16 protein-coding genes are annotated in these 19,925 nt (G+C 37.9%); 7 read left to right on the top strand and 9 right to left on the bottom strand.

The window, feature by feature from the left end; genetic code table 11:
• Positions 1-96 precede the first annotated feature (96 nt).
• Together dnaB and H5084_RS00945 are read right to left on the bottom strand one after the other, a co-directional pair.
• Positions 97-1,497: a replicative DNA helicase gene (gene dnaB, locus H5084_RS00950; protein ID WP_028868947.1), complete on the bottom strand. Its 1,401-nt coding sequence runs from the start codon at positions 1,495-1,497 to the stop codon at positions 97-99.
• Positions 1,498-1,523: 26 nt separating this feature from the next.
• Positions 1,524-1,880, bottom strand: a complete 357-nt coding sequence (locus tag H5084_RS00945; RefSeq protein WP_182689258.1) for a diacylglycerol kinase — start codon at positions 1,878-1,880, stop codon at positions 1,524-1,526.
• Positions 1,881-2,068: 188 nt separating this feature from the next.
• Between H5084_RS00945 and plsB the strand changes: the two genes are divergently transcribed.
• The 5 genes from plsB to recQ all read left to right on the top strand — a co-directional run bounded on the left by plsB (position 2,069) and on the right by recQ (position 9,169).
• Entirely contained in the window at positions 2,069-4,378 is a 2,310-nt protein-coding gene (gene plsB / locus H5084_RS00940) for a glycerol-3-phosphate 1-O-acyltransferase PlsB (protein ID WP_182689257.1), read from the top strand.
• A gap of 183 nt (positions 4,379-4,561) precedes the next feature.
• Positions 4,562-5,194 (top strand): YigZ family protein, encoded by a 633-nt coding sequence (locus H5084_RS00935; RefSeq protein WP_182689256.1) that lies wholly within the window; start codon positions 4,562-4,564, stop codon positions 5,192-5,194.
• Between the two features lie 12 nt (positions 5,195-5,206).
• Entirely contained in the window at positions 5,207-6,664 is a 1,458-nt protein-coding gene (locus H5084_RS00930) for a TrkH family potassium uptake protein (protein ID WP_182689255.1), read from the top strand.
• A gap of 3 nt (positions 6,665-6,667) precedes the next feature.
• Positions 6,668-7,258, top strand: a complete 591-nt coding sequence (gene hemG / locus H5084_RS00925; protein WP_182689254.1) for a menaquinone-dependent protoporphyrinogen IX dehydrogenase — start codon at positions 6,668-6,670, stop codon at positions 7,256-7,258.
• 96 nt (positions 7,259-7,354) lie between these two features.
• Positions 7,355-9,169: a DNA helicase RecQ gene (gene recQ / locus H5084_RS00920; RefSeq protein WP_220485862.1), complete on the top strand. Its 1,815-nt coding sequence runs from the start codon at positions 7,355-7,357 to the stop codon at positions 9,167-9,169.
• A gap of 92 nt (positions 9,170-9,261) precedes the next feature.
• On the opposite strand, the gene H5084_RS00915 is transcribed toward recQ, so the two are convergent.
• Both H5084_RS00915 and H5084_RS00910 read right to left on the bottom strand, forming a co-directional pair.
• The gene (locus H5084_RS00915) at positions 9,262-10,227 is read right to left on the bottom strand and encodes a metal-dependent hydrolase (RefSeq protein ID WP_182689253.1); all 966 of its coding nucleotides are present in this window, start codon (positions 10,225-10,227) and stop codon (positions 9,262-9,264) included.
• A 357-nt stretch (positions 10,228-10,584) separates the two neighbouring features.
• Positions 10,585-10,938: a hypothetical protein gene (locus H5084_RS00910; RefSeq protein ID WP_182689252.1), complete on the bottom strand. Its 354-nt coding sequence runs from the start codon at positions 10,936-10,938 to the stop codon at positions 10,585-10,587.
• 403 nt (positions 10,939-11,341) lie between these two features.
• Here H5084_RS00910 and H5084_RS00905 point away from each other — a divergent pair, with 403 nt between their 5' ends.
• Positions 11,342-13,015, top strand: a complete 1,674-nt coding sequence (locus H5084_RS00905; protein ID WP_182689251.1) for a DUF2813 domain-containing protein — start codon at positions 11,342-11,344, stop codon at positions 13,013-13,015.
• An 80-nt stretch (positions 13,016-13,095) separates the two neighbouring features.
• On the opposite strand, the gene H5084_RS00900 is transcribed toward H5084_RS00905, so the two are convergent.
• The 3 genes from H5084_RS00900 to nfo form a co-directional block, all read right to left on the bottom strand.
• Positions 13,096-13,530: an META domain-containing protein gene (locus tag H5084_RS00900; RefSeq protein ID WP_182689250.1), complete on the bottom strand. Its 435-nt coding sequence runs from the start codon at positions 13,528-13,530 to the stop codon at positions 13,096-13,098.
• A gap of 112 nt (positions 13,531-13,642) precedes the next feature.
• Positions 13,643-15,766 (bottom strand): bifunctional (p)ppGpp synthetase/guanosine-3',5'-bis(diphosphate) 3'-pyrophosphohydrolase, encoded by a 2,124-nt coding sequence (locus H5084_RS00895; RefSeq protein ID WP_028868938.1) that lies wholly within the window; start codon positions 15,764-15,766, stop codon positions 13,643-13,645.
• A gap of 90 nt (positions 15,767-15,856) precedes the next feature.
• Positions 15,857-16,705: a deoxyribonuclease IV gene (gene nfo, locus H5084_RS00890; protein ID WP_028868937.1), complete on the bottom strand. Its 849-nt coding sequence runs from the start codon at positions 16,703-16,705 to the stop codon at positions 15,857-15,859.
• A gap of 181 nt (positions 16,706-16,886) precedes the next feature.
• On the opposite strand from nfo, the gene H5084_RS00885 reads away from it, so the two are divergent.
• The gene (locus tag H5084_RS00885) at positions 16,887-17,132 is read left to right on the top strand and encodes a DUF3624 family protein (protein WP_182689249.1); all 246 of its coding nucleotides are present in this window, start codon (positions 16,887-16,889) and stop codon (positions 17,130-17,132) included.
• Between the two features lie 133 nt (positions 17,133-17,265).
• On the opposite strand, the gene H5084_RS00880 is transcribed toward H5084_RS00885, so the two are convergent.
• Positions 17,266-18,396, bottom strand: coding sequence for an anhydro-N-acetylmuramic acid kinase (locus tag H5084_RS00880; RefSeq protein ID WP_310735722.1), 1,131 nt, complete (start codon positions 18,394-18,396; stop codon positions 17,266-17,268).
• Positions 18,386-19,753: an oxygen-independent coproporphyrinogen III oxidase gene (gene hemN / locus H5084_RS00875; protein WP_182689248.1), complete on the bottom strand. Its 1,368-nt coding sequence runs from the start codon at positions 19,751-19,753 to the stop codon at positions 18,386-18,388. The genes H5084_RS00880 and hemN overlap by 11 nt, the downstream gene beginning before the upstream one ends.
• Positions 19,754-19,925 lie beyond the last annotated feature (172 nt).

The raw sequence follows: 19,925 nt of genomic DNA, 5'->3' as shown, positions 1-19,925 counted from the left end.
ATTTAAGTAAGCCGTTAATTGTCGCGTAAGTCACGTCTCACTTGAGCGTATTCAGTAGTTTTTCAAGCGGTTAGTCATAGACACTATCAACTTTTACTATTCATCACCATGATAAGCAGTGCCGGTGTAATCATCAAAACGAGAATAACGCCCTTGGAACGTTAAGCGTATCTTACCAATTGGCCCGTTACGTTGTTTACCAATGATAATTTCAGCAATGCCTTTGTGCTCACTGTCTTCGTGATAAACTTCATCTCGATAAATAAACATAATTAAATCAGCATCTTGCTCGATCGCACCTGATTCACGTAAGTCTGAGTTAATAGGGCGCTTATCAGCACGTTGCTCAAGACCACGGTTTAACTGAGATAAGGCAATAACCGGGCAACGTAACTCTTTAGCTAATGCTTTTAAAGAGCGTGAAATTTCAGAAATTTCTAAGGTACGGTTTTCACTTAAAGAAGGCACACGCATTAATTGTAAATAATCGACCATGATCATGCTAACCCCTCCGTGGTCACGTGCAATACGACGCGCCCGTGAACGTAATTCCGTTGGTGTTAAACCAGAGCTATCATCAATAAACATTTTACCGCGGTCTAATAAAATAGACATAGTAGAAGATAATGAAGCCCAATCGTTTTCATCTAATTGACCGGTACGAATTTTACCTTGATCTATACGTCCTAAAGAAGCCAACATACGATTCATGATTTGGTCTGAAGGCATCTCCAGTGAGAAAATAATGGTTGGCTTGTCTGCATTTAGGGCCGCATGTTCCGCTAAGTTCATGGCAAAGGTCGTTTTCCCCATTGATGGACGCGCTGCTACAATAATCAAATCGCCGGGTTGGAAGCCCGTGGTCATTTGGTCTAAATCGTTATAACCAGAGGACAATCCGGTAATACCATCGCGAGGGTTTTTACATAAATCATCAATTTTTGCGACTGTTTCTTTGAGGATGTCTTTAATCGCTTGCGGACCTTCATTTTGATTATTTCTAGCCTCTGCAATTTGGAATACTTTGGTTTCTGCAAAATCTAGTAGTTCAGCACTATCACGGCCTTCTGTGTCATAGCCAGCTTCTGCAATATCATTGGCAACACCAATTAGTTCTCTAACAATCGCGCGTTCACGAACAATATCCGCATAGTTATTGATGTTAGCTGCACTTGGTGTGTTCTGTAACAGCTCCGCTAAATAAGCAATGCCACCAATGCCTTCTAATTCCTGTGTATCTTCGAGTTTTTCTGACAGCGTAACGATATCTACGGGAATATCATTACTGCTTAGTTTTTCAATGGTTGAAAAAATAAGGCGATGTGCACGTGTATAAAAATCACGGTCAACAACGCGTTCAGAAACATCTGACCAAGTATCATTGTCTAATAATAAACCGCCAATGACTGCTTGTTCGGCTTCAAAAGAGTGCGGAACCGTTTTGATTGGTGAATGCGTTTTATTTTTTTGTTTAGTAAAAGCAGGTCTATCCGCCATATTAGAATCCTAATGAGTGAAGTAAGTTAAATAAACAGGATTTCAATCCAAATATACGCGGTTAATAATAAACCAATTAATACAGCTGATGAGCCCATATCTTTAGCGCGCCCAGAAAGTTCATGGAATTCACTGCCAATTCTATCTACAACGGCTTCAATGGCTGAATTAATTATTTCAAATATTAATACCAAGATCACTGGTGAAATTAAAAGGATACGTTCTACTTGAGTGACGTCTACTAATAAGGCAATAGGGATTAAAATAAGTGCTAGCAAAACCTCTTGACGAAAAGCAGCCTCATGTTTAAAAGCACTTTTGATGCCTTTTAGTGAATAACCAAAAGCAAGAAATATTCGTTTTATTCCAGTATTTTTTTGCATTAATAAGCAATCTCGTGTGTATTAATTGAAGCGCACACTTTAACAAATCGACATCACTTGGTCATCATTTAGCTGTTGATTGAGAGGAATCATTTGCCAGCGGTCTCAGAATGCTTGTCAACGCCTATACGCACTAGCTTTGTATGTTAAACTAAAGGCAATATAATGGACAATAACAAGGAAAGTATGTGCTAGTTAAAGGCTCCTTTTGGTCTAAAATGATCAGTCGTTTTTGGGTGAAGAGTGTGGTGGTGCCACAAAACCCTGTTACTGAGTTAAAATTAGACCTATCTCGTCCTATTATTTATGTGTTGGAACAAAACAGTGCTAGCGATTTATTAGCATTACAAAAAGCCTGCGTTAAGCAAGCTTTACCCGATCCTTATCAGCCTTTGCAATTGCATGGCATTACACTGCCTGCTGTTATTTATTTACATGATTGGTATTTTTTTAAAAAGAAACCGCTAAAGCAACAGCAGTCTGCTTATTTAGCGCAATACCAACACTTATTATCGTTGCACCAACTGGATGCCAAGCTTGATGTGCAATTAGTACCAGTGACATTTTTCTGGGGAAGAAATCCAGGTAAAAGCAATCCACGAAAAGCTTTTCAGGGACATAATAATGTAAGTAGCTTGCAAAAAGCATGGTCCATTATCACTGCGGGTAGTGATCATTTAATACGTTTTAATGTGCCCATATCTGTTCGATCGTTAGTAGAAAAAAACAAACGCTCAAAACATTTAGCACATAAGCTTGCGCGAGTAGCCTTGCACTATTTTAGTACCCAAAATCGTTCTAGTCGTGGGCCTCAAATCCCTAATCGTAAAGCGATGATCAAACGTGTTATCGCCAGCTCGATGATGCAACAAACCATTCAACAAGAAAGCCAGCAAAGTGGTCGAAGTGAACGACAGGTTACTCAGCAATGCCATGCTTATTTAGAAGAGATTAGTAGTAATTTTTCATATCGATTTTTACGTATTTTCCGATCTATTTTGTCTAAAGTCTGGAATGGTATTTACCAAGGGATCGAAGTTAATCATGCGCAAGCGGTGCGTGATGCAACACAAAGTGGGGCAGAAATTATTTATATGCCTTGTCACCGCAGCCATATGGATTATCTCTTATTATCTTATTTATTATTTGGAGAAGGTTTAGTACCACCACATGTAGCAGCCGGAGTGAATCTTAACTTTTTTCCTGCTGGTGGCATTTTTAGGCGCTCTGGTGCGTTCTTTTTACGCCGTAGTTTTAAAGATGATCCTCTCTATGGCAAAGTATTCAAAGCTTATTTTGCGATGCTATTTAAACAAGGTTATCCGATTGAGTTCTTTACCGAAGGAGGACGCAGCAGAACCGGGCGCTTACTACCCGCTAAAACGGGTTTACTGGCAATGAGTGTACAAACCTTTTTAGATCAGCCTGAACGTAATGTGATGATTGTGCCTGTGTATATTGGTTATGACCATATCATGGAAGTAAGCACTTACATGAAAGAACTGTCTGGGCAGAAAAAACAACAAGAAAGTGCGTGGCAAGTCCTAGGTATTATTAAAAAATTACGTAATTTTGGGCGTGCTTTTGTTAACTTTGGAGAGCCAATTAATCTCAAGCAATATCTCGATCAACATCAGCCTAATTGGCGACATCAAGCCCTTACTGAGCAGCAATTTGCTACGCAAGTTAACCACTTGGGCAATAATGTTATGCAGGGAATAAATCAAGCAACAGCAGTGAATGCCTTACCTTTGTGCGCAGCTATATTATTGGCCAGTACTAATCATCAGCTAGGTAAACATCGTATGCTGGCTTTATTGCAATTACATCAACAGTTATTAGCTAATACGAGTCAGGACTCTAGAATCACTTATCCAACACAACCTCCTGAACTCATTTATCAACAAGCGTTAGCCATGAATAAGTTCTCAGAAACTAATTATGTGGTAAGTTGCGACCAAAAACAAAGTGCACATTTAACTTATTACCGTAATACCATTGTGCATGTATTTGCACTACCTTCATTGGTGAGTTATGGCTTAATTAAATTAAACAATCAAAATAATAAAATTAGTTGTGCCACATTAACCGAGTTAGTAAGTAGTTTATTAGGCTTTATCAATGCAGAATATTTCCTAGCGCCTTCGACAGAAACGCTTAAAGAGCGAGTCACTAGTGTTTTAGTACAATTACAGCTGGGTAAATTTGTTCGTGTTGAAGGTGACATAATAACGCTGAGCGATCTGTCATTTATCCAGACATTAAGCAGGCACTTAAGCGAAACACGATTGCGTTATCACTGTGTATTGAGTTTGTTATTTGCAGATTTTGATCAAAGCGATGAGGCATTATTAGCAGCCAGTAAAAAACGATTATTGGGTAGCAGTATTGAACCGTTTGATGCCAAAGTGATTAATGTTTTTATTCAGCAACTCGATAGAGAAACATTACAACCTAAACAAGTTGAAGAGTTATTAGCTTGTTTATCAATGAAGTAGAAGTGAGTATGCTATAGAGTTGGCTAATTTCGCTCACCAGTGACAAGTTGACTGCACAGCTTACTTATTATCTGGCGCACTAGAATATTGACTGCAGTATTATGACAGCAAATGCTTTATCAAAATGCCTATTTTGTAGTTGATGGTTTTATGGCATGCAAACACAAGGTCTTTTAGTTAACAGTGAATAAACCCTATTTAATTTTACAGCAACCGGTCTTTTTTCAAGAAGAAATTAAAAAAAGCCGATTTTTAACTTTTATCAGTCCAGCTCAAGGTAAGGCTGCTGCGATGCAATACCTTGCCGAAATAAAAACCTTGCATAAAGATGCACGCCATCACTGCTGGGCTTATATCGGTGGCAGCCCTAAAGATAGCGTTAACATGGGGTGTAGTGATGATGGAGAACCCAAAGGTACTGCTGGAAAGCCTATGCTTGCTGTTTTGCAAGGTACAAATGTTGGTGAAATGGTCGCTGTCGTAGTGAGGTATTCGGGTGGCATTAAATTAGGAACGGGTGGTTTAGTACGTGCTTACAGTAATGGTTTGCAGCAATTGTGCCCAACTATGCCTACAATAGAGAAGCGTTTTTTCCAACAATTTAAGTTACAATGTAACTATGCCCAAATGGCAACGGTAGAGCATATATTAGCTTCACATTCAGGAAGAATCATTAAAGTCGATTATCAACAAATGGTAGTGGCATTAATTGAAGTCGATAGCGAACAAATCATTCAATTTAAGCAAAAATTACAATCATCGATGCAGGGACAGATCATTGCGAAACAAATCAATACTTCAACTAATGCTAACTAGTTGGGCTAGCTAGTGGCCATTCGTTCAATTATCAGGATTGTGGCGATGTTGATCGGTCTATTCAGCCTGACCATGTTACCACCTGTTTTTGTTGCCTTCATCTATCAAGATGGTGGCGGTAATGACTTTTTAGCTGCATTTTTTGTGACTTTATTCATCGGTTTTGTTTTTTGGCTGCCGAATCGACGCCACAAAGGTGAATTAAAGGCGCGTGAAGGTTTTTTAATTGTGGTGTTGTTTTGGGCAACACTAGGCAGTGTTGGTGCAATTCCATTTCTAATGAGCTCCAGCGTAGACATGAATCTTGCGACTGCCTTTTTTGAATCTTTTTCCGGGTTAACCACTACCGGTGCAACCACTATTGCTCAGCTAGATGACTTGCCAAAATCAATTTTATTTTATCGACAAATGTTGCAATGGTTTGGTGGCATGGGGATCATTGTATTAGCCGTTGCGGTTTTACCGATGTTAGGTATCGGTGGCATGCAGTTGTATCGAGCAGAAACACCGGGGCCAGTGAAAGATTCAAAGATGACCCCACGTATAGCCGAAACAGCTAAAGCGCTATGGTATGTTTATTTATGCTTAACGGTTGCTTGTATGTTAGCATTTTGGATTGCCGGTATGAGTTTGTTTGATGCACTTGGTCATAGCTTCTCAACCGTGTCGATTGGTGGATTTTCTACTTACGATGCCAGTATGGGGCACTTTGATAGTGAAGTAATTAACATTATCACCGTGGTTTTTTTAATTATCTCGGGCATTAACTACGCGCTGCATTTCACGGTATTCTCTGCTAAAAAACTCAGCTTTGATGTCTATCGACGCGATCCTGAAGTGCGTGCATTTATCTTTATTCAAGTGTTTCTAACTATTATCTGCTTTTGGATGTTAATGGGGCACGATGTTTATAACAGTATAGAAACCACCTTTTCCCATGCACTATTTCAGTCCGTTTCAATTTCAACCACGGCAGGTTTTACGACCACTTCTTTCTCAGATTGGCCTTTGTTGCTGCCTGTTTTACTTATTTTCTCTAGTTTTATCGGAGGATGTGCTGGCTCCACGGGCGGTGGTTTGAAAGTGATTCGTGTATTATTACTTAACTTGCAAGGGCAACGTGAATTAAAGCGGTTAGTGCATCCCAAGGCCGTATATAAAATCAAGTTAGGTGACAAAGCCTTACCGGATCGTGTTGTTGAAGCAGTGTGGGGATTCTTCTCTACCTATGCGTTGGTTTTTATTGTCTGTATGCTGGCATTATTAATGACCGGGATGGACGAACTGAGTGCGTTTTCTTCTGTAGTCGCCATGCTTAATAATCTAGGGCCTGGTTTAGGTGAAGTCGCGGTACATTTTAATGATGTTAGTGATGCTTCAAAATGGGTAATGATTATTGCCATGTTATTCGGTCGATTAGAAGTCTTTACATTATTAGTGTTATTTACACCTGTATTCTGGAAAAATTAAATTATGTCTAATGAAGCTCAACCTAAGCAAACTGAAACTAAGCAGACTGAAACCAAGCAAACTGAAAATTGTGCAGTAAGCAAAACTTTAGTTCTTTATTCCTCTGTCGATGGACAAACATTAAAAATAATTAATCGGATTAAGCAACCCCTTACTGGGGAAGTGATTGTATTGAATATTGATGATAATCCGACCATTGATTTTGCTTTGTACCAAAAAGTCTTAATCGGTGCATCTATTCGTTATGGCAACTTTCGTCCCAATATAATTAAGTTTGTTAATCAGCATAAAACGCAATTAGATACAGTATGTAATGCTTTTTTTGTGGTTTGTTTAACAGCACGTAAGCCAGAAAAAGCGGTGCCGGAAAATAATGCCTATATGAAAAAATTTGATCAACTTTCACAATGGCAACCTCAGTTAAAAGGAGTATTTGCCGGAGCACTGTTGTACTCTCGCTATAATTGGTGGCAAACCCTGTTAATTCAGTTGATTATGAAAATGACTGGCGGTAGTACTAATAAAACACAGGACTTAGAATTAACCGATTGGGAAAAAGTTGATTCTTTTGCTCAGGACTTTGCAGCACGTTAGTTTGTCTGATAAGAAAATTTAGGCTGAAATAATGTCGACGCTGATTTACAATACGAGCCCGTTTCACCGCTTAGATTATCAATAGGTTGCTATATTTTGAGCCAGAGTATCACTAGTACTGCACATGACGTCTTATTTGATGTGTTTGGTTACAAGCAATTTCGAGATGGTCAAGAAACCGTTATTAACGAGTTGATCGCAGGACGTGATGCACTGGTGGTTATGCCTACGGGCGGCGGTAAAAGTTTATGTTTTCAAATTCCTGCATTAGTGAGAGAGGGGATATGCATCGTTATATCACCTTTGATCTCTCTTATGAAAGATCAAGTGGATACCCTACAAGCTTGTGGTGTCGCAGCAGCCTATTTAAATTCTAGTCTCTCCTATCAACAACAAAATGATATTATTAACTCCCTACATCGTGGGCAGCTGAAACTATTATACGTTGCACCTGAGCGTCTTTTACGTCCTGACTTTGTTGCTCGACTACAACACTTGCCTATTAATTTATTTGCCATCGATGAAGCCCATTGTATCTCTTCCTGGGGGCATGATTTCCGTCCTGAATATGCACAATTAGGCAATCTTAAAGAATATTTTCCTAATATTCCTTTAGTGGCTTTAACTGCAACGGCAGATCATGCAACACAGCAAGATATTTTACAGCGCTTACAGCTCAATCAACCTTTAATAGAAATTCGTAGTTTTGATCGCCCTAACATTGAATATTTATTGATTGAAAAATATCGCCCATTATCACAATTATTTAATTATTTAGATCAGCATAAAGACGAAAGCGGAATTATTTATTGCACTAGTCGTAAGCGAACTGAAGAGATTGCACAAAAATTAGCCGCAAAGGGGTTGAATTCTCGTTGTTATCATGCGGGATTACCCTTAGAAGAGCGTCAAACGGTACAAGATTTATTTATTAAAGATGAAGTTGAAATCGTCGTTGCGACCGTGGCTTTTGGTATGGGTATTGATAAACCCAATGTGCGTTTTGTGGTGCATTATGAAATACCTAAGAATATTGAGTCATACTATCAAGAAACAGGACGAGCAGGTCGAGACGGTTTACCTGCGCAAGCGATGTTATTTTATGACCCAGCGGATCCTGCACGTATTCGTAGCTTGTTAGAAAAGAACCCAAATCAAGAGCAACTGCGTATTGAGTTACATAAACTGAATACAATGGTCGCATTCGCGGAAGCACAAACGTGTCGTCGTCGAGTGGTATTAAATTATTTTGGTGAATACAGCCCCAAAGCCTGTGGTAACTGTGATATTTGCTTAGATCCGCCGCAAAGTTATGATGCAACGGTGGATGCGCAAAAAATACTATCCTGTGTTTATCGAACTGGGCAGTATTTTGGGATCACACACGTGGTTGAAGTATTACGTGGTGCACAAACTGCACGTGTCAAAAGCCTTGGCCACGATCAATTATCAACGTTTGGTATTGGTAAAGATAAATCAACCGAACATTGGTTTAGTATTGCTAGGCAATTGATCCATTGTGGATTATTAATGCAAAACTTAACTCGAGGTTCTGCTTTACAATTAACAGAAGCTGCTCGTTCAGTGCTTAAATCAGAGAATAGCTTAATGCTTGCTGTTCCAAGATTGCAGTTAGTGAAAACCACTGCCAAACAAAAGCGACGTAGTGTGTCTGTTAATGCAGATAATAAATTATTCGCTAAATTACGCCATTTACGCAAGCAGATAGCTGATCAAGCAAACTTACCTCCCTATGTTATTTTTAGTGACGTTTCTTTGTCTGAAATGAGTGAATTAATGCCCACCAATGACTCGCAATTTTTATCAATCACAGGTGTTGGCCATATTAAGTTAGATAAGTATGGAGAAGATTTTTTAGCTGAAATTAAGCAATATGTTGATCAGCTATAATCTTCAGTAATATTGCGTTTTTTGCTTTAAGCAACATCATCACCTTATATTCATAAAATATATCTTTGTTTATGTCGCCTTGAATAAGTGAACTATTGCAGTGTTTCCATTAGTACTTTCCAACTCACCTCTGGTTCCGGCATTTTTTCCGAGGGGATCACTAACCAGTTCTGATGCTGTTCTCGCTTTGCAATGCTAAAAGAGAATGGGTAATAATGTGATAAGCCAATGCGTAAATCCGTCACAATCAGCCGACCTTGACTCTCATTAAAGCTCAACAAACCATCACTAAACCACTCTAAGCGTTGTAACTCTGTTGAATTAAAATGCTTGGACAGTGAGCGGCCTGTTGCAAAGGCTTGCCATTCAGTGTTTTGAATATTTAAAACACTGCTGAAGGTTTCATAATAAGTATCATCTTGATAGCTAATAATCCGCCATACAAAGATATTAAAGGGTGTTGGCGAGATAAATATCTGACTATTTTTAACTACCGTATCAACAGTTAACTTTTGTTTTAAATACCAAAATTGTGCCTGTCCTAGTGCTAAGTAAGCGCAACTAATACACAAAACAACGCTATTTATTTTGTACCATTTTAAGGTGTTTTTTTGCAACCATAGCCCTAAAACCGCTATTAATAATGGCAAAGTATAAAGGGGGTCAATAATAAAAATGCTTGACCAAGAGGTAGGTTGTATTGGGATCGGCCACCATAATTGAGTGCCATAACTGGTAAATGCATCTAATAACGGATGTGTAATTAAAGGTAATAATATAGTCAGAAATAATGATTTTTTAGAGGTTTTCCATTGTGGCCTAAAGTACAAAGCAAGCCTATATAAAAACACACTGAAAGCGCTTAATACAATCAAGGAGTGACTGAAACCGCGGTGAAAAGTAAAGTTATCAATAGCAGTTTGATAGCTTATTAACACATCTAAATCAGGCAGTGTACCTAAGATAGCACCCGCTAGCAGTACCTTACGTCCAAAAGGTTTGAAACCAACTGCAGCTGCAACACTTGCCCCTAGGGCTATTTGAGTTAAGGAGTCCATAATTACTCTACACGTTCAATCGTAGAGTCAGTGTAATGTAACTAAGGCTAATAATAAATCAAATTAGGTAGTGTTTAATTTTTGAAAAATCAGTTGAAGTTATTATTTGAATTTAAGTTTAGCTTGTTAGACCCTTAACTCTTGTTAACTTTAAACCTGATCACTAAATTAGAATAGCACCGCTATTATTGTGTATTTCTGCCTAATCATCTGCCAATCGCTAACGATATTTTTGATTCTTTTTTGATCAACATAATAGTAACGGTACTGTTTAATATAAAGTAAATTATCTATGGTTATTTAACCGCATTATTCTTTTTTCACTCTTCTTTGAAGTTTGAATTCAAGTAAAGAGCGTTATTTAAAATCATTTAAACGCTTTAAAATAGCTTCAAATATGTTGGGCTCTATATTTTTTTCAATATCATCCAACTGATTATTTTTAAATAATTCACTTAAAAAAGCACATAAATAAGTTAAAGGAGCATGTGCAAATAGCTTTGGATTCGCTAAGTAATCGTTACCTCTATGGTTCATCCAAGCAGCATTGTCTTGCTGGTCCATAAAATGGTTACGTGAGATAGTAGTATGTAGTTTCTCCAAAAGTTGGGGATAATCAAAATTATCACGTTCAAAGTCGTTGCTGTAAGAAGCAATTAAATTGATAGTCCTTTGCTCAGGTAAAATATTAAGTTGATGTAGATTGCTCATAGTAGACTCCTCTATTCATTGGACATTCAATTATTTTTTATTACTGAAATCACCTATTACGAGCCACTAAACTTGCCGTTCGCTTAATATGTACAAAATAAAGCGCTATATAATAGAAACTAATAAGCAATACGAGGCTAATAACGGTAACTTATATCCACTATTTTTTAGTGGTTATAAAAGTAAGTATAAAGGATATTTATTATAGATTCATGACAATATACTAATAATTTGATTATTATTTTGTGTTTTTTGTGTGATCTGTTACTAATTGTTTTATAGTAAGTTTCTGATATTTAGAATCATCAAATTTTTGATTTATACCGATTGTCTTAAACAGGTGCTCAACATTTAACAAGTAGAATAAAGCACTTAATTACTCTGGTTGGTATTAGGAGTCGATATGCTATTGGAACACATTGAAGTAGTGGGGTTTCGTGGAATTAATCGCTTATCCATTAGTATGCATGAGATGAGTGCATTATTAGGTGAGAATAGCTGGGGTAAATCGAGTTTATTCGAGGCACTCTCTCTGTTTTTATCGGGAGCTAAAAAAAGTTATCGCTTCACGCTAGATGATTTTCATCGGCCACCTATTTCTGACCTACCTATCATTAACCATATTTATCTTATCTTTACCTTTAAAGAGCAATACCCAGAAGAGTCTTTACAACGTCATTTTGCCAGTATTAGCGATGCTTGGGTAACATTACCCGATCGAAATAAATATATTATTTATCAAGTAGACGGCAGTGTGGATAGCAGCGGAGAAGTATTTACAGACAGACACTTTTTAGACCAAGAGGGGCACCGTAAGCACTTCTCTCAAAGTGATTTAAATAATCTGGTGAATGAATTTATATCTTTTGTTCCTGTTTTAAGATTAGGCAGTGAGCAAAACGATAGTCAGCAAGCTTATCGACCAGTTAAACATTTATTAAACAGCCATAGAGCACGCTCTGAAGCGCGTATTAAACGAATATTTCAGCGTATAACAAGTTCGTCACAGCAATTATCCGAAGTAGAATTAAAGAAAGGGTGTGATTCAATTGTGTATCTTTTTGATCACTATCTATGCAAGCGCTATGGTGATTTACCAAACTACCTTAATGATGAAAAGTTAAGGTATGTGGATCACAGCTTTTCCTTTAACGCACTGACGCGTTTTAATGATCTATTAAAGGATGGGCATAAAACAGATCGCGCGATGCTACTACTAGTATTGGGGCAATTCTTAGAGGAGCGAGGAGAGCACTTATTTCGTCGTGGGGCGACACCTATTTTGTTATTAGAAGAGCCTGAAAATAATTTACACCCTGTCAATTTGGCGATCACATGGCGTTTCTTTTCCTTGTTACCCATGCAGAAGTTAGTCAGTACTAATTCTGCGCAGCTATTATCATTTTTTCCGTTAAGTCGGATCCAACGTCTAGTGCGCAAAACGGATATGATCAAAAGTTATACCGTTAATCGTAAGCATTACTCAAATAATGACCTAAGACGTATTGCCTTTCATTTGCGAATGAATCGCCCACAAAGTCTATTCGCACGTGCTTGGTTGTTAGTTGAAGGAGAAACCGAAACTTGGTTGTTAACTGACTTAGCGAGGTTATGTGGTCATCACTTGTTAGTTGAAGGGATTCAGGTTATTGAATTCGCACAATGCGGCTTAAAACCACTGATTAAATTAGCACAGGATTTGAATATTGAATGGCATGTACTAACCGATGGTGATAGTGCAGGGCAAAAATATGCAAGTCGAGTCAAAGAGATGCTAGGCGAGTCGGATTCTATCCATGCTCGTTTAACCGTGTTGCCAGCTCATGATATTGAACATTTATTTTTTGAAAATGGCTTTGAAGAGGTTTACCTAAAAGCCGCAAATTACAGTAAACAAGACTTAGCGAGATTAAATGCCAATAAAGTGATTGAAAAAGCAGTGCACAAATATTCCAAGCCAGGTTTAGGGATTGCTATTGCTGAAGCAGTAGAGTCGCAAGGAGTTGAATTGGTTCCGCTATTACTCAAACGGCTTTTTTCCCGATTGGTAGGCATGGCACGCAGTCAATCGGGTTAATAAAATAGCGTTTTAAAACAGGCTAGTTGCGCAGTTGTGGTGATTCACAGACCACGCAATTGAAGTTAATTGTGTCATTATTATTCTGTTATTGGATCCGCTAGCTGATAAGTTAATGAATGCTTTTTATTACTAATAATTAATGTTTCATCATCAATCATAACATTTGCCCAGCGAGTTAATACTTCACTAACATCCATCTCTACATCATTTTTTAATGGTTCACACATCTTACGTGTATTCCCCATATCGCCAATACGTAATTGATTATTGCTAAATTCAGCCATTCCAAAAAATTGGTTACAACCTAAGTTACCAGAACTTTTGTTATCACTGTCTATATGTAAGGAACTGTTAATAATGGTGGCTAATTGAATGTTATCAACGTGAGTCAACTTCCAATTATGCTGTAGTTGTTCAACGTTTACTTTTTGCGGTTCAATTTGAGTCTCAGAAGAGCAAGCTCCAAGCGCAATGATACTTGCAGTTAGTATCATCATTTTAACGGTTTTCATAATTATGTAATCCAATGGGTATAAATTTTTACGATATAACATCAACTAACCTACTGCAGCGAATGCAGTTTATAACTCGCAGTAGGTGATAATTAAAAATTAACTATTTTTATTACTTTTTATTGCTTCGTTTGACACTTTTAACACCAGTTAGTTTCTTAATTTGTCGCATAATACGTGACAAATGTACTCGGTTAATAACTGTTAATGTCACATTAATCGAATAAATTTGATTAGTGACTGCAGTTGTTTGTAAGTCCACTACATTGGCATTACTCTTAGCAATTACATTAAACATTCTTGCTAAACCTGCTTTATGATTGACCATTTGAATGCTCAAATCACTTGAGTATTCATATTGATTCATAAAGTTCATGTCCCATTCGACAGCAATATACTTATCTAGTTCATTTTCAAACCCAATTACATTATGACAACTTTTAACATGTACAACTAAGCCTTTACCGGAGCTTGTATGAGCAACAATTTGATCGCCTGGTAATGGCTTACAACAGTTGGCATAGGACAGCATAATATCTTCAGCGCCCTTAATCGCACTTTGTCTAATTTGTTGTTTATGATGAGACTCAGTTAACTCGTCCGCATTACCACGTAAACGCCTTGCGATGATAATACTTAACAGTTTTCCGCTGCCGATAGCATGCAATAGATCATTGAAACCATCTAAATGATGATCGGCAATGACTTTATCAATATTTTCTTGTGGAATATCAGTCAAGTTGGTCGCGTTCAGCGCTTGTTTTAATAAGCGTCTGCCCATTGGAATCGTGGTTGATTGTGGTAACTGTTTAAGATAATTACGCACACTATTTCGCGCTCTGTGTGTCGCAGCAAAATTTAACCATTCAGGGCTTGGATTAGGTTTTTTAGCGGTAATAATTTCAATCGTTTGTCCGCTTTCTAATTTCTGGCTTAATGATGAGTACTCATTATCCACTTTTGCACCAATACAGTGATGGCCTATTTTTGTATGTAAGGCATAGGCAAAATCAACGGCTGTGGCTAATGCCGGTAAAACAATAATTTTACCCTGTGGTGTTAATACATGAATATCATTTTTACCTAACTCTTGTTTAATATTTTCTAATAAAACAACGGAGTTAGTATTCTGGTCTTCTTGTTCTGTTAAACCTTGGAACCAATTACGGGTTTGTAATTGAGCTGCTATATTAGAACTTTGTGCACTTTCTTTATAACTCCAATGGGCCGCAATACCATGCTTAGCAACGGCATCCATATCTTCAGTGCGAATTTGGATTTCTATATTCACACCTTCATGCGTAATAAGCGTAGTATGTAATGACTGATAACTATTGGTTTTAGGCAGCGCAATATAATCTTCAAAGTATTCTAATTTAGGCTGGTAAAGGTGGTGTATTTGCCCTAAAACGCGATAACAAGTATCTAAATCTTTAACGATGATACGAAATGCATAAACATCCATTACATCATGGAACTGACAGCCTTTTTTACGCATTTTTTTATACAGACTATAGAGATGTTTTTCTCGTCCAATGACTTGTGCATCAATTGACATTGACTCAAGCTGATCTGAAATTTCATCACAAATACTGGCAATAAAATCTTTGCGATTACCACGTGCTTTGGTGATTGCTTCTTTCAGTACATGATAACGCGCTGAATTTTGTGCTTTAAAGGCTAACTCTTCTAATTCGTTTTTTAAATGATGTAAACCAAGGCGATTAGCGATAGGTGTAAATATTTCAAAGGTTTCCTGCGCAATACGCTGACGTTTATCTAATCGTAGTGAATCTAAGGTGCGCATGTTGTGTACGCGATCCGCGAGTTTTATTAGCATCACTCGGAAATCTTTAGACATCGCGATTAACATCTTTCTGATATTTTCGGCCTGTGCCTGCTCGCGATTTTCAAAATTAAATTTATCTAGCTTAGTAACACCTTCAACCAGTTGTGCAACGTTTGGATTAAATGCATCGGAAAGTTCTTGATGGGTGGTCTCAGTATCTTCTAACACATCGTGCATTAATGCCGCTGAAATAGCTTCATAGTCTAATTTCATCGCCGCAAGTATTTCAGCCACTGCAACGGGGTGAGTAATATAAGGTTCGCCACTTGCTCTTTTCACACCATCATGTGCTGCATATGCATAATGATATGCACGTTCGACAAAGGCACATTGCTCTTCTGTCATATAGGTTTGAATAGACGCTTTTAGTGTTTGAAACATAAATATCACTTTCCTTAATTTTAGTGCTACTTTAGTAGCATAATCTCTGTTTAATGAGTTTCAAAGTGTTTAATGCTATAAAGTAACAAATACCCATTAAATACAAGCAGCCCAAAGTTTTAACTGCTTTATCTCTTGTGGCCATAAGCTTTCATCGGTTGTTTCTAAAATTAATGGTATGTGCTCAAAACGATGATCTTTCATAATAAATTCAAAGCATTCCCAACCAATTTCACCAGCACCTAAGGGCGCGTGGCGGTCAACTCTGCTAGCAAAAGGGACTTTACTGTCATTAATATGCATCGCGCGTAAATATTCAAATCCAACAATATCAGAGTAAGCTTGAAATGTAGCTTCAGTTGCTTGGTGGCCTCGTAAATCATAGCCCGAAGCAAAAGTATGGCAAGTATCTATACATACACCAACACGTTGTTTATCTTCTACTTGCTCAATAATCGTTGCAAGTTGCTCGAAACGATATCCTAAGTTTGTACCTTGCCCTGCAGTATTTTCAATCACGGCTGAGACAGAGGTCGTTTGTTGTAAAGCAATATTAATCGATTCTGCAATACGTTTTAAACAATCTTCTGGGGTCGTCTTTTTAAGATGACTGCCAGGATGAAAGTTTAATAGCGTTAATCCTAATTGTTCGCAGCGTTGCATTTCGTCTAAGAAAGCCGCTCTAGATTTTTGCAAAGCTTCCGCTTCTGGATGACCTAAATTAATAAGGTATGAGTCATGGGGTAATATATTATCGCTATTAATGTTATAACGCTTGCAAGCCGCTTTGAATTTGCGAATGCTATTTTCATCAAGCGGTTTCGCTTCCCAGCGACGTTGGTTTTTGGTGAATAATGCAAAGGCTGTTGCACCAATATCATGGGCATTTTTTGGGGCGTTAAAAACCCCTCCTGCAGCGCTTACATGCGCACCAATGTACTTCATTAATAATAACCTAAAATTTGAATGGATAACGAGTATATACTTAAACCACACCAAGATACAGAATCACTGTTAGGTGTGCATGTTAGAATAAAACCTATAATAGGGGGCTTTTTATAGGTCGCTATCACTGGTGGGGGCGAATAGATGTCGACTAATAACGTCATTGAAATAGAGGTAATATATGTCTTGTGATGTTTGTACCACAGCACTGATTAAGCAAAAATTAGGTCGTTGTACACAATGTATGTGGATTAATTTTATCTTGTTGGCAGTGACGGGCAGTATTTACTATTGGTTTGATATTAATACACTACAAGCGGTGCAACGTGTTGCTTTTATCATGTTTCTAGGTAGTTTAGGATTATTGATGGTCGCACATTTAAGTGCTTGGAGTTTCTATCGGTGGAAAGGAAGTAAAAAACTTTAATGATAGCAAAGGAGGTAACTATCTTTAACAATCTTGCTATGCCCTGTGTTTCGCTTATGGCGTCGTGGTTGTTGAAGTAAGCAAGTTATTAAGGTAAGTAATTTTAGATAGATAGATAGATAGATAGATAGTTTTAAGGTAAGTAGACACAGCCTAGAACCGCATCTCGTTGTGCGCCAGTTACTGCTTTTAATGGTACCGTCTTTTCTAATATACGCTGCTCAGCCAACCAAGCAAATGCCACTGCTTCTACATACATTGGATCAATTGCTAAAGCTTGTGTTGTTTGTATTTTATGCTCTGGCATTAAGTCTTTTAAACGCTGCATTAATAATGGGTTAAGTGCACCGCCTCCACACACGTAAACATCACATCCTTCACTTTGTTGCTTTATTTGGTCACAAATTGTCACCGCAGTAAATTCTAATAAGGTGTGTTGCACATCTTCTTTACTTATTACTTGCGTGGTTAATTTTTGTTGTAACCAATTTAGGTTAAATTTTTCTCGACCAGTACTTTTCGGGGCGCTTAATGCAAAGTAAGGATCGTTTAATAAAATGTCTAATAAGCGTTGATTAACTTTACCAGTGGCAGCAAACCAAGCGTCTTTATCAAAGGCTTGTTGGTGATGTAAATGGATCCAAGCATCCATCAACATATTACCTGGGCCGGTATCATAGCCAAAAGCATGTTCAGTCCCATTGAGAATACTAATATTAGCAATGCCACCAATGTTAAGGATCACGCGTTGTTGCTTTTCTTGTGCAAATAAAGCCTGATGAAAGGCTGGAACTAACGGCGCTCCTTGACCACCATAGGCCATGTCCATTCTTCTAAAATCAGCTACGCAGGGGATCTGTGTTTTAGCTGCAATTAAATTGCCATCACCAATTTGTTGTGTGAAAGCGTAGTGAGTATCGGGTGAGTGGAAAATAGTTTGTCCATGACTGCCGATGGCTGTGATATTACTGGCTTCTATGTTGTGAATCTTCAACAGCTCAAGCACTGCTTCTGCACAAGCTAAAGCAAATTGATGGTCCACTTCACCTAATGTTTGTAAGGTCACCTTTTTTTCATTGCAGATGGTGAGTAATTGCTCACGTAATGATGGCGCTAGTGCTACCGCGGTGCCGGCAACTTGTTCAAAGTGGCTTCCTTGGCGCTGGCATAAAGCAACGTCGATCGCATCTAAGCTAGTGCCAGACATTAAACCAATATAATAAATCGGTCGTGTTGGCACAGATGTTAGCGGCTTAGATGACACGCGAAAACTGCTGTTGGCGTGCTTTACTGCGTAGGTAAACATCAAAACACATACAGATATTACGGATCAATAATTGCCCAGTTGATAAAACTTGAATTTTTTCAGTATCAATTACCACAAGCTGATCATCGATAAAGGTCTGTAATAAAATGATATCTTCTGCAAAATAGTCTTCAAATTGGATATTAAATTGCTTTTCAATGACACGTTTATTAAGTTTAAAATTACAGATCAATTGTTTGATTACTTCACGACGAATTAAATCATCATTATTGAGTGCAACACCACGCCATTGTGCATGACCTAACTCTTCAACTTGTTGATAATAATCACTAAGCTTCTTCTGGTTTTGCGAGTAACAGTGCCCAATTTGACTGATTGCGGATACACCTAAGCCTAATAAATCAGCGTCTTCTTGAGTGGTATACCCTTGAAAATTTCGATGTAAAACACCTTGTTGCTGCGCGATCGCTAATTCATCATCGGGTTTAGCAAAGTGGTCCATACCAATAAATTGATAACCTGATGTCGTCAAAAACTCAATAGTATGTTGTAGCATGGCCAATTTCTCTGCAGGTTTGGGCATATCCTCTTCATTGATTTTACGCTGCGCGGCAAAAAGGCTTGGCATATGTGCATAATTAAAAATGGATAAACGTGCAGGATCTAGCGCTAAAACTTTTTCTAACGTGAAAGCAAAGGTTTCTTTTGTTTGTAGTGGCAGTCCATAAATCATGTCGAGATTAGTGGATTGAAAGCCTTGTTCTTTGGCGCGAGTTAAAAGTTGCTCAATGAAATCTTCATCTTGCTCACGATTAATCACTTTTTGAACGTCTTTATTAAAATCTTGAACCCCTAAACTAAGGCGATTAAAACCTTCTTTTGCTAAGTGGTCGATAGTACTCAATTCAATTTCACGTGGATCGACTTCAATACTTAATTCTGCTTGTTCTGAGAAAGTAAAATGAGTACGTAATAAGGTCATTAATCGTGTAATTTGTGGCGGTAATAAGAAAGTGGGGGTGCCACCGCCCCAGTGAAGTTGGCTCACTGTACGATTTTTGAAGTAAATGGCTTGGTTAGCTATTTCTTTTTCTAAATAATCTAAGTATTTGTCTGCTTTTTCTTGGTGACGAGTGATCACTTTATTACAACCACAAAAATAGCAAAGCTTATGACAAAAAGGGATATGGATATATAAAGATAAAGGGCGGTTGGGATAGGTATCCGTTGCTTGTATCAAATCCGCATGTTCAAAGCTTTCAGCAAATTCCAATGCTGTTGGGTAGGAAGTATAACGAGGGCCGCTATAATTATACTTTTCAATTAGGGCCTGATCCCAAACAAGCTGCTGCATTTTCAACTCTCTTTATTATTTTGTAGGTTAGAAACGCAATATTAGCACCACTTCAAGCGAGTTATATTGCGTTATATCAGTCCATCTAAAAAAAGCATACTTAAGTTATTGTTATACTATGCTCATTAACTATGCTCATTAACTATGGCTATTAGCTATGCACCTTTATACC

Source organism: Psychromonas sp. SR45-3, from assembly GCF_014163575.1.
In the GTDB taxonomy this organism is placed as follows: Bacteria; Pseudomonadota; Gammaproteobacteria; order Enterobacterales; family Psychromonadaceae; genus Psychromonas; species Psychromonas arctica.
This window is presented reverse-complemented; position numbering and strand designations above follow the sequence as displayed.